General features: G+C 57.3%; 8 protein-coding genes and 1 pseudogene. 6 read left to right on the top strand and 3 right to left on the bottom strand.

Annotated elements, in window-relative coordinates; genetic code table 11:
• Positions 1-74: 74 nt before the first annotated feature.
• Complete coding sequence (locus tag GBM95_RS08440; RefSeq protein WP_152158692.1) at positions 75-1646, bottom strand: autotransporter outer membrane beta-barrel domain-containing protein; 1572 nt, start codon at positions 1644-1646, stop codon at positions 75-77.
• A 211-nt stretch (positions 1647-1857) separates the two neighbouring features.
• Positions 1858-3150, bottom strand: coding sequence for an autotransporter outer membrane beta-barrel domain-containing protein (locus GBM95_RS12340; protein WP_193222631.1), 1293 nt, complete (start codon positions 3148-3150; stop codon positions 1858-1860).
• Positions 3151-4618: 1468 nt separating this feature from the next.
• Here GBM95_RS12340 and GBM95_RS08430 point away from each other — a divergent pair.
• The 5 genes from GBM95_RS08430 (at position 4619) to GBM95_RS08410 (ending at position 11480) form a co-directional block, all read left to right on the top strand.
• Positions 4619-6499 (top strand): sensor histidine kinase, encoded by a 1881-nt coding sequence (locus tag GBM95_RS08430; protein ID WP_193222630.1) that lies wholly within the window; start codon positions 4619-4621, stop codon positions 6497-6499.
• Positions 6492-7151 (top strand): response regulator transcription factor, encoded by a 660-nt coding sequence (locus GBM95_RS08425; protein WP_193222629.1) that lies wholly within the window; start codon positions 6492-6494, stop codon positions 7149-7151. The genes GBM95_RS08430 and GBM95_RS08425 overlap by 8 nt, the downstream gene beginning before the upstream one ends.
• A complete protein-coding gene (locus GBM95_RS08420) occupies positions 7148-8998 on the top strand; it encodes an FAD-dependent oxidoreductase (protein ID WP_152158688.1) in 1851 nt (616 codons plus the stop codon). Before GBM95_RS08425 ends, GBM95_RS08420 begins: the two co-directional genes overlap by 4 nt.
• A gap of 207 nt (positions 8999-9205) precedes the next feature.
• A complete protein-coding gene (locus GBM95_RS08415) occupies positions 9206-10921 on the top strand; it encodes an FAD-dependent oxidoreductase (protein WP_226963238.1) in 1716 nt (571 codons plus the stop codon).
• A gap of 160 nt (positions 10922-11081) precedes the next feature.
• On the top strand, positions 11082-11480 hold the full coding sequence (locus GBM95_RS08410) for a cytochrome c3 family protein (protein ID WP_152158686.1): 399 nt from the start codon (positions 11082-11084) through the stop codon (positions 11478-11480).
• A gap of 126 nt (positions 11481-11606) precedes the next feature.
• Here GBM95_RS08410 and GBM95_RS08405 read toward each other — a convergent pair whose 3' ends face one another.
• Complete coding sequence (locus GBM95_RS08405; RefSeq protein ID WP_193222628.1) at positions 11607-13220, bottom strand: autotransporter outer membrane beta-barrel domain-containing protein; 1614 nt, start codon at positions 13218-13220, stop codon at positions 11607-11609.
• A gap of 778 nt (positions 13221-13998) precedes the next feature.
• Here GBM95_RS08405 and GBM95_RS08400 point away from each other — a divergent pair.
• Positions 13999-14370, top strand: a pseudogene (locus GBM95_RS08400) (ISL3 family transposase); the annotation flags it as partial.

The raw sequence follows: 14370 nt of genomic DNA, 5'->3' as shown, positions 1-14370 counted from the left end.
AGCCCAGGAGAAGAAATCCAGCAAGCCTCTGTGAAAATATTCCCCTTATCGTCATGCAGCTTCAAGGGGTGCTGTTACCGGATTTCTGGAAATTCACGATTTATATTGTTTACGCCCTGTCCCCATTCGCTCTCCTTGCCGTAGACGCGGGCCCATGCGCCGTATGCACCGGTGCTCGCACGCAGGTCTCCGAGGCGCTTCGTCAGGTGATTGATCTGATTGCGCCATTGAATCAAAGCGATGGCATTGGCGCCGCGGAAGTCAAAGAGCTTGGTATTTTCAGCTTCAGTCGTCGACACGCTGCCGTCGCGCGTGAAGATGCTCCTGTATGCACCGTTGACGTCACCCTGCTCCACATAGGCCGCGCCATCGACGCCTGAAATGCTGGCAGCGGTCAGATTTTCAAAATCGTCCTTCGTCATATCATCGGACGTGACGCCGATATAGTTCACATTCGCCCGCATGCCCTCATCGGCATTGGCGAACTTCACGCTGCTGCCCCTGACTGCGCCGTTTTCTTCAACTTCAACCTTCATGTTGATGGAGGCGCCGGTGCCGGAAGCCGATTTGACGACTTCAATTTTCGATCCGGCCTCGTCCATATTGATGACCGCGTGATCGAGCGTCAGATCATTGATCTTGCTTGAACCGGAAGCGTTCCACGTGCTTCCGTCGGTGAAGCCGATTGAGGATTTATTAGACGTTGCTGTGATTTTCCCCGTCATGGAGGAATTTTCACCAGTGAAAGCGAGATTGGCTTCTGCTTTATAGGTGAGCGATACGTTGCCCTTAACGTTCAGCGTTGGGGGGGGGGGGGTTACCCCACCAAGCCCGGATATCGTGAGCGTTCCATTGGAAGCGCTGATTGCCGTCGCATAGGAACTTGACGACTGGGATTCGATATTTACGTTGTTCGCAGTCAAGGTCACAATGCCGTTAGAAACGGAAAGAACACCCGAGCCCGAACTCCGCAAATCAATGCTGCCTGCTGTAATTTGAGTAACAGCTCCGGCGCCTTGAGACCTGATGGCATTTCTGACGCTGTCTTCGCTGCTCAAAATGACCTGGCTGTCTTTGTCGCCCTGAATAGTGATTGTCCCTTTTGTTTTGGATGCGGCATTCTGGATGGCATACCCAGATTTACCGACAAGCGTGAGCGTTTTAAAGCCGCTGATATCGAGTGTGCCGTCGGCATCTCCCATAAAGTGGATGGCATCATCCGCGGATTCAACATAAATGGAATCGGCCTGTATGGTCGTATGCCCGTAGCCTGTGATGGCCTTGTTCGATTTCGATGAAGCAATCACCGTAACGCTATCCAGGCCGATGATTTTGTTGGTGCCCGTACCCAGGCCGGAATTGGTTTTGCTCTCGAGTCGCAGATTGCCCTTGCCGGAAATCGTTGTGTTGTAGATGACGCCCATCACGCCGGTGTTGGAAGCCGTTAAGGACATGTCATGCCCGTTGGTCGAAACGGCAACCGGCACTTTAGCCGTGCCGCTGAACACCGGGCCCGCGGAAGTTTCAAGCGACACATCTGCGTCGGCGGAATAATCGATCGTAATAGTGGTCGTTGCCTGGGAAAAGACCGCCGGCGCAAAGCACATTGCAGTGGCGGCAGTAATGATTTTCTTGTTGAATTTCATATTTATGCCTGTTTAAAGAAGTCCGCAGATTTAAAAAAGCATCTGCAGTTTGCTGGCCCTGGGGCAGGCGTGCAAGTATCGTTATATCCCCAAGGTACCGATGATTGGAGTGGAGAAAAGCCTGAGGGCGATCTTCTCTCCGCTCCCCAAAACTGTCGGGATCCTGCGCTTAAAGGGAGCAGCTCTGAAGCTGCTCCCCAGCGAAATACCCTTAGAACAGGATCCTCATGCCCGCGCTGTAGCGGAAGTCCTCCTGATAGTCGGAGCCGTTCGCGCGCGTGAGCGATCCGTAGAAGAACATCGAATCGGATGCCCTGATCTGAGCTCCAACTCCGTACGAGAACCACGTTCCGCCGATATCTTCCGAGATGTGACGCTTCTCGACGCCCTGGAAGGCCGTCGAATCCGTGTCGCCCTGGAAGTCGTGGTTGACGGAGGCCGTCACGTAGATCTGACCCGCGTCATTGGGGAAGTTGGCGCCCGCCTGGAAGCCGAGGCGGCCGACGAGCGTCGTGTAGTCGTCCTGTTCAACGCGGACATCGCCCAGAGCATGACCGAACGTGTAGTCGTCGCCCTTCACGTAGCCGTAGGAGAGCTCGGCCTGCGGCGTCACGAAGAAGGTCTGCGAGATGTCCCACTTATACCCGACTTCAGCGGAGAGGCCGAAGGTCGTGTTGTCGTACGAGGTCGAGGCGCCTTCGAGCGTGATGTCCGAAGAGATCCGTCCCACGCGGCCGATCAGGTCGACGTAGCCGCCGCAGGGGAAGAAGGCCGTGCCGTAGGCGGCGAAGGTGTAGCCGTCGGAGGAGGCATCGCCGTTCGTGAAGTCGCCGCGGCCGTCGGTGTAGCCGAAGGCGCCGCCCACGATCCAGTTGTCGCCGACCTTCACGTCAGCGCCCACCTGGATGGAGTTCCAGCGCATTTCCGTGGAGACGGAGTCGTCAGTCTTCGCATCAGCGCCGTAGACGCGAGCCCAGGAGCCGACTGAGCCCTTCTGATTGCGGACGTCGCCGAGGCGGTCGGAGAGATGATTCACCTCATAGCGCCACTGGGAGAGGTTCGCGGCATTGAAGTGCTTGACGGACGAGAGGATGGCGGATTCGGCGGCGCCGTTGGCATAGGAGACTGCTCCGTTCCCATCGATCAGGTAGTCGGAAGTGAGACCCGTACCTTCACCGCCGTAGACGGCGGTATCAGCCTCAGTACCCTGGACAACTGCCGCAGTGCGGATCTTCTGCGCAACGGCCTCAACGCCTTCGGATGCCGTCACGGCGCTCGAAGCGAGAACTCTGAGGCTCTTAACTGTATTCGAAGCGACCGTAACTGTATTCTCTTCGAGGTCATTCAGCACGATGGAGGAGTTGGAGCCTTCAACCTGGCCGAGTTTGGCAGTGCTGCCCTTTGCAAGAGTCAGGGAAGAATTCGTGAGCTTGAGCTTACCCTGATCTTCAGAGTGTACATTGCCTTTTGCGACATTGATGTTTGCATTTTCCCCGGAAATCACGCCGCCTTTCCCAATGCCGATCGCATTCCCATTTTCCGCACGAATCGTGATATGGGCTTTGCCGGTGTCAGAGGTAAAGACAATATTTCCCTTTGCATCAGACTGCACCGTCGCGTAATAAGAATACGTATTATCGGAATTCTTAACGATAGTTCCGTCGCTCTCCAAATTAATGTTCGGCGCATTGATAATGACATCATTCGGAACATCGGCCTCAGCTACAGCTCGAACAGCCGAACCGGATGCAGAAATATTTATCGATTTTCCTGCTTTAAATGTCGATACTGAACCTACCGGGGTTATTGCCCCTTTACGCGTCTGGAAAACACCATACCTTCCGCCTGTGATAGAAAGATTATCAACAGCATTTAGATTTACCGATGCATAACCAGCCTTTGGATCATTAGGATTATATGTTTGATCTGAATCGTAGATATCAATGCCGTCTGAGGTAGACTTTGTTGCGACTATGTTAATGTTTTTTGCTTCAATATCTACTTTGCTCGATATCAGTTGATCCTGAATAAGCCCTGCGAGAATGGTTGTACCTGCAGAAACAGCTTTAAAATCACCAGCAGTCTTAATTTTTACAGATGCCTCTTTGGCCCGAGTTGTCCCCTGGGACATAATCGCATTGCTTTGTGAATCGAGAGAGATATCACCTGTTGCCTCGATCACAATATGACCACCATAAGCATGAATAGGAATAGGATCATTAGCACCGGAAACCGTGACACCGGACTCACTAATGCTGATAGATCCCATATTCATCAGCTTCAGAGTACTTCCATTCTCCGCCTTAAACCCATTTACAGAACCGTTTTTAGAATACTGATTGTCATTTTTTACTGTAAAGCTCTCGAACCCAGAAACAGTATGCGTTTTTCCGTCTTGAGCATATAAAATGTTCAGCCAACTGCCTTCAGCGAGAAATGTATTTCCTTCAAGCTGATCAATAGCATCATCCTGATACAAGGATTTGGCTTCACTTTGAGTGTCATTATGTTCAATATCGGCTGCAAAACTGGCTGTCGACATTGCTATCAACGCGGATGCCGCAGCAACAGAAAGCAATGACTGCTTCATAGTCTCATCTCCAATTACTTGATGCATTTCAACAATGGATGAGCGGATTTCATACGCACAGACGAATGCGGTTTAAAAGCGACATCGCAGCTTATGGAAACCCCTTTCGTTTACGCAATTTCGCGTAAACGAAATGCTCAGCCCGAAATTTTCTTCCCCCCCCCCCTCCCGATTGTCAATATCTGTCGATATATCAGGCCCGTCAACAATACTTATCACGTTGGTTTATATGGATAATTACTGCTTTTGTTTATAAGCGACATTGTTCCGGGCACCACACGATTCCGTTAAGTGCGGACCGCAAATGCACCAGAAACGCGGGGGAAAGTGCACCACTCCTCTGCCGCTCCTTCCCGAATGGGATCCGGGTATCCTTCCACCCATGCCCTCCCCGATCTCAAATCCTCTCCGTCTCATCACCGCCCTCTCCCTTTCCTGGGCAGCCTCGGCCTCCTTCAGCGCTCCCGCGCCCACGCAGCCGGAACCGCAGAAGGTCACGATTGCGCTCGTCGACACTTTCTCTCCGGACTTCTACATCCACACGTACTCGCCGACCCTCGACCATCTCATAGAGACGCTTCCGCAGTTCCGGTTCAACATTATTGAAATCGACCGCCGCGACGTCGCGCGGGGGATCGCACGGGAGAAGCCCGATTTTCTCGTCACATCGGGCTCCACCTTCGTCGAGCTCATCGACGCAGCCGGCGCCCACCAGATTGCAACTCGCCAGCCTTCGGAGAGCAGCGACGTCTCCCGGACGCTTGCGTCCACCTTCATCGTCCGAGCCAATTCGCGGTACAGGAACCTCGAGAGCGTGCGGGGATTGCGGGCCGCGGTATCAGACCTCACGAGCTTCGACGGCTGGCTCATCGCAGAGGGCGAAATCGCAAAGCGCGGAGCGGATCCGGAAAAGTACTTTTCCGAAATGCTCGAAACCCAGTACGGCATTCCCGACGTCGCGTCGCTCGTCAAGCTCGGCATTGCGGACGTCGGCGTGCTCGGCACCTGCGAATACGAGGAGCTCCTGCGAAACGGCACGATCTCAAGGAGGGACTTCCGGATTCTTGAGGAGAAGCCTTCGGACGGCGGGTGCGTCAGAAGCACTGACCGGTATCCGGATGCGGTCTTCTCGTCGCTCCCCAATGCGACGTCGGAAATGGTGCGGCAGATCACGGTTGCGCTCCTCTCCATGCCGACGAAATCGGTTGAATTCAAATGGACGGTCTGCAACGACTTCGTGCCGACGTTCGAGCTTCTGCGGACGCTCAAAATCGGCCCCTTCGTAGCGCTCAGGGATACGAGCCTTGCTGCCCTTTGGGAACGCTACAGAACGGAGATTCTGCTGGCCCTTGCCTTCGGGCTCGCGGTGCTCTTCCACGTCATCACCATCAACCTGCTTGTTCGCCGCAGAACCCGCGAGCTTTCGGAGTCCCTCGCCCAGACGAAGCGCTTCTTCATGGAAGCACGCGATGCGCGGGAGAAGCTCCTGAGGCTTGAACGGGCGTCGATCGTTTCGCAGCTCTCTGCCATGTTCGCGCATGAAATCAAGCAGCCGATCTTGAACATCGCACTCTATGCTGGATCGATGCGGCTCCTGCTCCGTAAATCCGGCACATTGACGCCGAAAGCCGAGTCCATCCTGGACGCGGTTCAGGGAGAAATCGACCGTTCGTCCGACATTGTCGAACATGTACGAGGCTACGCCCGCCACCAGGAGCGCGACCGCGTTCCATGCGATCTCTCGGACATCGTCCGGCAGTCCGCGGCCATGATGACAAAGGAACACCCGGAACTGAAGCTCGGGGCCCTCCCTCAAAGCCCGATTCTTGCCGACCCCTTTGAAATCCAGTTCATCGTTGAAAACTTCCTGAGAAACGCCTTCTCAGCCGTGAAGGGGAGCCCCGATGCGGCCGTTCTGGCAGAGGTAAGACCCTTCAGGGGCGGCTGGCGCCTCGATGTTCTCGACAACGGTCCGAAGCTCTCAGTGGAAGCGTTCAGGAAGCTCGGCACTGCGGGGACGACCACCAAGGCGGAAGGCCTCGGCTTCGGGCTTGCCATTGCAAGAGCCATTGCGGAAAGAAACGGCGGGCATCTGGAATTCCGGCAGCTTGGGGAGCGGGGGCTGCTGGTCTCGCTTATCCTTCCTGGAATCGATGTGGCGGCCGATGACGAGGCTGCCGCAGAAGACGGCAGCGGCGGCAGAGAAAGCAGCACCACAGACAGGACAGACAGAACAGACGAAGAAGACGGAAGACATGCTTAACGATCAGAAGAAGCGCGCGGCGCTCATACGCCTCGTCGACGACGATGAGACGGTGCTTCGTGCAATGCGGACCTTTCTCGAACTCGACGACTGGCGGGTAGATGCCTATTCGAGCGGCGAAGCCTTTCTCAAAAGCGATTTTTCGATTCCGGGCTGCGTCGTGCTCGACGTCCGCATGCCGGGACTCTCCGGCATCGAGGTTCATCAGGAGCTCCTGAAGCGCCGCATCCGCCTGCCCGTAATCTTCCTCTCCGCCCACGGCGACATTGAAATGGCTGTCGACGCCGTTCAGCGAGGGGCGCGCACGTTTCTCGTGAAGCCCCCGCAGCCCGAGAAGCTCCTTGCCGTCATCGAAGGCGCGGTTGAGGCGGACTACGAAGGCCGGCGGCTCGCAAGCTGGGCCGGAGAGCTGGAAGCCTCCTGGAAGAAGTTGACGCCTGCAGAACAGCAGGTCGCGCAGATGGTCGCCAAGGGACTCACCACGGCCGTCATCGCCGAAGCGCTCGACGTCGGGGAACGCACGGTCAAGGCGCAGCGCGCCGCGAGTCTCGAGAAGCTTGAACTCGAAAACGCTGTCGAGCTTTCCGATTTCTTCCATGAACTCCAGTCCGCGCGAATTCAGGCAGGAGAGAAGGAAGGAGAGCGGCAATGACCCGCATGGACAGCATGGGCCTCATGACCAACATGAACATCGCGGGCGGCATGTCCATCTGCGACAAGAGAGCGGCAGCGACGGGCAAAGAAAACGAAACGTCTGACGGTGAAGGCGCCGAACGCCCCCAGAGAACTCAGAGGACTCAGGGAACTCAGGAAACTCATGTCTCCGTTCATCCGGGACAAAGCCGAAGCACCCGCATCCATGTCAATCCTGCACGCAATGCAGGTCATTCAAGTACGCGTGATTCAGCCTGCTCCGTCAACGTTGAACTCCCCCGCCGGTCCCTTCTCCGTGCAGTCTGTACAGAAGCAGCCCTCGCAAGTCTGGGAGCGGCCGGCCTCTCGCTGCCGCACCTGGCGCTTGCTTTCGACGGGAAGCCTGCGGATGCAAAAGCGGAAGCAGAAGCAGAAGCAAATGCGGAGAGAGGCAGAGCCGCGGAAGGGAGCCGCAGCCGTTTCGGGAAAGACTCCGAAGAGGCTCTTCAGGGCCGAACCGCTTCATCCGGCAGCGGCGACACAGCCGACGTCCTTGTGATCGGCGGAGGCGCCGCCGGGCTCTCCGCGGCCATTGCGGCGGCCGAACTTGGCGCTTCCGTCCTACTCATTGAGAAGATGAGCGCATTGGGCGGCGACACCCTCATCTCCGGCGGCTACTACAACGCGGTCGACCCGGTGCGGCAATCGAAGCTGCACATCGTCGACAGCATTGAACTCTTTGAAAGCCAGATGCTCGATCTCGGCGACGGCCTCAATTCGCCCGAAGTCGTGCGGACGATGGTTGAGGAAGCCGGGGACACGCTTTCCTGGCTCGAGAAGCACGGGCTCGTCTTCCTGCCGCAGGTTTTCGAAGTGTATGGAAGCATGCACCCGAGAGCCCACAAGCCTGTGCTCCCGAGAGGGACCGGCTGGATCCGGGCGCTCTCCCAGGCGGCGCTGACGCTCGGCGTCAAAGTGAGGACGAACGTGCGTGCGACCCGCCTTCTCGTCGACGAGGAGACCGGTGCCGTTTCGGGCGCCGCGGCGATGGAAAGAAAGAAGGGCAGAGACGTGCTCCGGGTCTTTCATGCGAGGAAGGGCGTCGTCATTGCCGCAGGCGGATACGGCGCCAACAAAGCGCTTGTCGCCGAAGCTTCGCCCGCCTTTGAAAACCTCCCCGTCGACAGTCTTCCCGGCGCCACGGGCGACCTGATCGAGGCCGCACGCGAAATCGGCGGCTCCGTCGTCAACATGCAGTTCGTCGAATGCGTCCCGGGAAGCCGCGCCGGCATCGCGTTTCCGATCCGTCTCGACTACATCCCCCGGCGGATGATCATGGTCGACCGCTATGGACGGCGCTTCACGAACGAGGGAGCAACCCGCACGCAGATTGCCGCCGACATCCTGAAGGCTCCCTCTCCCGCCTGGTGCATCGCGGACGCCGATACGGTTGCGTCCTTTGATGCGCACGACCAGAAGAATTTGTACCGCGGCCTCTACATGGGCGAAGCCTTCCGGGAAAAGAGCCCGAAGGCGCTTGCGGAAAGACTGGGCGCGAATCCCAAAGAGCTCATGAAAACCCTCAAATCCGGAATCGGACGCGAGCGTCTGCGCACGGTGCCCCTCTGGGTGACGAGGCTTCATCTGAGGATCCATACGACTTTGGGCGGCATCGCCATTAATCCGAAGGCTCAGGCGCTCCGTCCGGACGGAAGCGTGATCCCGCATCTCTACGCTGCCGGAGCTTCCGTCGGGAACATCCACGGCCGGGCCCGCATCGGCGCCAACGGCCTCACAGCCGCTGCGGTCTTCGGGCGCATTGCCGGGGCGGACGCCGCTCTGAACGACCCGCTCCGCGTTTTCTAAACCGCTCCTCGCTCTAGCGCACTGCCAGCATTTTGTCAATGTCATTGCGGCCGATGCGGCAAACCGGGCCCCTCCTTAACCTTCTCTCCATGCGGATGACCGGCAGGGAAATGCCGGCGGGTCCCGCAGACAACCCTTTAACCCGCCGAGGGGATCATTGCTGATCTTCCGGCAAGGGCATAGAACATGAAGGAAAGGAGAAACACCATGACCAATCGCCGCAACTTCTTGAAAGGCGCATTCGGCGGCACGGCCGCAGCAGTTGCCGCTCCGGCCGCCCTCTTTGCGGGCGAGGCGAGCGCCTCGGAACTGCCGGAAAAATGGGACATGACGACCGACGTCGTGGTCTGCGGCTACGGCGGCGCGGGCGCGACGACCGCGATCGTTGCGGCGCAGAACGGCGCGAAGGTGATCGTTCTTGAAAAGAACCCTGAGAACGCCCATATCTCCAACACCCGCATGTCGGGCGGCATCTTCCACTGCCCCTTCAAGGACGGCGACAAAAAGGCCCTGCAGGACTACGCGCAGGCCATGTTCTCGGGCGAGAACATTCCCTGGAAGGAAGAAGGGGAAATGCCCGAGTACTCTGTCGAGTGCGCAAAGCTCTGGGCGGAGCTCTCGCCCACGAACCTCGACTTCCTCCAGAGCCTCGACCCGGAATTCATCGGCGGTTCGCAGCCGGGCTTCAACAAGGCTTCCTTCGGGAACTTCCCCGGCGCCAAGGAATGCAAGTACAACGCCTACCGTGCGACGTACTCGAAGCGCATGAAGAACTTCAATCAGCCCTCCTACCATTCTCCGAAGCTTGAGACGAGCTCGGGCGAAGCCTTCTGGCGCTGCCTCGAAGAGGGCGTGAAGAAGCAGGGCGACAAGATCCAGGTCGTCTGGGAAACGCCTGCCACGAAGCTCTTCAAGAATGCGAAGGGCGAGATCATCGGCGTGGCCGCAACGCAAAAGGGCAAGACCATCTATGTCCGTGCTAAGAAGGCCGTCGTCCTCTGCACGGGCGGGTACGAATACAACAAGGCCATGCGCCAGGCCTTCCTCGAAGGTCCGGGCGTCAACGGCTGGGCTTTCTACGGCACAACGTCAAACACCGGCGACGGCATCGCCATGGGCATGGCTGTCGGCGCCGGCCTTCAGAAGGTGGGCAAGGCCGCTGCCCGCGTGATCGTCCCGACGCAGGTGAAGTTCAACGGCATGCGCCTCGGCTCCATCACGCCGTCCGTCGGCTCCCCCAACTCCATCGTGGTCGACAACTTCGGCAAACGCTACGAGGCGGAAACGAAGGTTACCGACAACCCCAGCCGCTACTTCTTCTATAAGGCCGCGGTCGAATTCGACATCTCCACCCTCGCCTATCCGAGGACGCCTTCCTGGATGATCTTCGACGAGACGCTCCGCACCCGCATGCCTTTGGTCGGCCTCGGCATCTCGGTCGTGGGCTACGACATGGTCAAATGGGACGCGAAGAACGAGGAACCCATCAAGTCGGGCCTCGTCCTCAAGGCGGACACCATTGAAGAGCTCGCAGAGAAGATCAAGAACCATCCGGAAAACAAGAGCCGCATGGTTCCGGCCAATCTCGTCGACACCGTCGCGCGCTTCAACAAGTTCTGCGATGAGAAGAAGGACGAGGATTTCGGCCGCCGCGCTGCAACTCTCGGCAAGGTTGAAACCGGCCCCTTCTACGCGATGCCCCTCGTAGCCGGCGGCCCGAACACCAAGGGCGGCCTCCTAGCAGACGCCGACCGCCGCGTCCTCACCTGGGAAGGCGATCCAATTCCGAACCTCTACTGCGTGGGCGAAATCGCTTCCGTCCTCAAGTTCGTCTATCAGGGCGGCGGCAATTTGACGGAATGCCTCGTCTACGGCCGAAACACCGGCAAGCTCGTCGCCAAGCTCCCGGACACCACGGTTTAATGGCTGCGGTCTGAGAACCGTTCATCGCTCGTCCGGCGCTCTTCTCTTCATCGGAGCGCCGGCGGACGAGAGAGGTCCACGACGGAGAGCGGAGGCGCCCTGAAGCTTCCGCTCTCTGCATATTCCGGCCTCAATGCACCGCTTTCGAAAAAGAATTCCTATGACCCCTGCAAAACTCTCCCTCCTCTGCGCGGCGTTTCTCGGCTTCGCCCTCGCGGCGTCCGTGCAGGCTGCCGATCCCGCCCCGGCGGAGACTGCCGCCCCTGCGGCATCCTCCCAATCCGGCAAATTCCTCGCCGACCGCCACATCGCCCGCGGCATGAAGTGCGAGACCTGCCACACCCCGGACCATAAGGTCAAGCAGTCCGGCGACTTCGATGTCTGCGTAGACTGCCACGGCGGGTACGAAGAAATGATTAAAAAGACCGATGGGCGGTATCAAGTCAATCCCCATGCCCAGCACGAGGGCGTCCTTCCCTGCACGGAATGCCATAAGGGCCACAAGCCCGGCGTCAACTATTGCGGGCAATGCCATTCGTATACGTACAAGGTGCCGTAAAAACCCGTCTCCTCTCACGCCGCCGCAATGTGCATGCGCTCTTCAGCGCAGTAAAAAGCCCGGAGCCGGCCTCCTGCCGAATCTCCGGGCTTTTTCAGGTTATGAATTTCAGGAAGCCTGCCTCAATCAGAAGACGAAACGCGTTCCGACAGAGTACTTGTAGTTTTCCTGATAGTCAGACCCATTGGCGCGCGTGAGCGAGCCGTAGAAGGACCAGCTCTCAGACATGTTGAACTGAGCGCCGACGCCGTAGGAAACCCACGTTCCGCCAAGGTCTTCATAGAGGCGCTGGACTGCAGAGTCGCCCCTGACCGCCGACGCTTCCGCTTCGCCCCGGAAGTCGTGGTTGAGAGATGCCGTCAGGTAGACGGTGCCTGCGCCTTCAGCGAAGTTGGCGCCCGCCTGGAAGCCCACGCGGCCGACCAGGGTTTCGAAATTGTCCTGATCCACGCGGATGCCGTTGGATCCCGTAAAGTCTTCGCCCCTGACATAGCCGTAGGACAGTTCAGCCTGCGGCGTGAGATAGAAGATCTTTGAAACATCCCAGCGATAGCCGATTTCAGCAGAAACGCCGAAGGCAGTGTTGTCGTAGGAGGCATCGAACTTAGATACCGTCGTCGCATCAATATCGGTGCTGAGGCGCCCCGCGCGGGCAATCAGGTCGACATAGCCGCCGCACGGGAAGTAAGCCGAGCCGTAGACCGCGAGCGTATAGCCGTCGGTGGACGATTCGCCGTTCGAATAATCCGCATCCTGGTCGGTGTAGCCGAAGGCTCCGCCCACGATCCAGTTGTCTCCAACCTTCACGTCGGCACCAACCTGAATCGAATTTGCGCGCAGCTTCGTCGAAACTGAATCTGAGAGCTTTGCTTCGGAACCATAGACGCGGGCCCAGGAGCCGACAGCACCCTTTTGGTTGCGGACATCGCCCAGGCGGTCCGAAAGGTGATTCACCTCGTAGCGCCACTGAGCAAGGTTCGCTCCGGCAGTCTTCTGGAGAGCCGTCAGCGTCGGCGAAAGATTCGTGCCGCCTTCCTTGACGACCGTATCCGCTGCCGCGTCATAGGTCCACGCGGAAGTCAGATCGCTCGCTTCGCCCGAGAGATCGCTGAGGAGAGCGTCCTTCGAATTGGCCGAGACGAGAACCTTCTCCTTGATCGTTTTAACCGCCTCTTCCGCAGAACCCAGTTTTTCCGTGATGGAGGAAGCTGCCCGGAGGCCCAGGTCGCCGTTGAGAGTGTCGATCGTCACCCCGCCCTTTTCCATGGTCGAGAAGGTCAGAGTGGAATTGCTCGAAGTGAGCGACGCAACCTTGAATGTGCCTTTAGTCTGGTCGACAGACTGGTTCGTCAGCTCGACATTTGTGGAGTCAACATTTCCGGCAACCAATGCATAGCCTTTGACGCCGGCCGTCCTTCCGGAAAGCTTCAGACCGCTCGATGCCGTCTGCATGATGTTCCCGTTGATCACGGCAACATCGGAGGCAACTGCGACGCTGCTGTTGACGGTATCAATCGTTCCGTCAATGAGGACTTTCGGCGCGTTGATGTTGACCTCGATTCCCGAACCCGTTTCATTATTGAGATGCATAGCCGTATTGAATTTGCTATTAGCGTCGGCAGTAATTGAAACCGAATCTTCAGCAGCAAGATAAACCTTGGAATATCCGCTGTTTTCAGTTAATCTCTCTGCAAAGATGCCGTAGCTTTCGCCTGCAATTGCAATTTTCTTAGCCTGCATGACGACATCAGCCGATTTCGTGCCTTCCCAGTTCGAGCTTTTATCGTTTAAGAGAATTCCGGTCCCCGGGCTGTCTAGATCATCTGATCGACCGATAATCGAAATGGAGTCCGCTCCAGTCATTGAAATCGTGGGATCTAGCGATTCGCCGGATCCGCCGCAGAATACCTGAAGTGCGGGGCGCATTTTTTAACTTGAGAGATATCCGGCGTAAAAGTATTTTCAATGTAAATATTTTTAACGTTGTCGAAAACTAATCTGCCTGTAGTCTGCACCATAATGCTGGAGAGTGCATTGGAGATTGCTGAAAAGTTATCGATATTTTTAAAAGTTAAGCTGGTAAGAGGGTGATCGGAACTGGAATAAAGATTCGTAATTTGATCGACGCCAATAGGCTTATCTGCAGTTCCGAAATTTACGGCCTTTCGACGTTTAGTGTGGACATGTAGCCCGACCGCTACGGTGGCGTGATACCCTTCCAAGGCATGGGAACGGCGGGGAATAACCGGTTATCAGCTCCCTAAAACTTGAGCATCGTTGCACCTCTGACTATTGGATTTTTGCTGCCGACAAGGCTGTCAAGGCCGGAGCCATATATCGCAGGCCCGCAGGGCCGAGAATATGCTGGCGGAGCGCCTTGACAGACGCAGGCGGCAGCTATCAGCCTTGAGGTTCGGAGTAAGGCACTTGTGCCTTACTCCCGAGCCTCACGGCGGCGAGTGCGGGGGTTAAGGGGGCAGAGCCCCCTTAGACGGCGCATGATCTTGGAACGGCAAAAATGGCTACCTTCGACACCCTTAGTCTCTTTACGGCTGCTCTGATGCTACCGGAGCCTTGGTACATCGAAAAGGTTGAATTCCCTGAGGAATCAAACAAGGCACGGGCTCTGCATCTCTACATCAAGTTCCGAAAGGGGGCTCGTTTCCCGGATCCTGCGGCAGTAGGCAGCACCCTTACCCACCCGGTCTATGACACGCAGTCTCGTATCTGGCGGCACATGAATTTCTTCCAATATCAGTGCTATCTGCATTGCGAGGTGCCTCGTATCACAGGTGGCGACGGCAAGGTACGACAGGTTTCTGTGCCCTGGGCTCGGCCCGGGAGCGGCTTTACGCTGCTCTTTGAGGCGTTGATGCTGATGATGTCTCAA

This window comes from Sutterella seckii, assembly GCF_009183815.1.
In the GTDB taxonomy this organism is placed as follows: domain Bacteria; phylum Pseudomonadota; class Gammaproteobacteria; order Burkholderiales; family Burkholderiaceae_F; genus Sutterella; species Sutterella seckii.
This window is presented reverse-complemented; position numbering and strand designations above follow the sequence as displayed.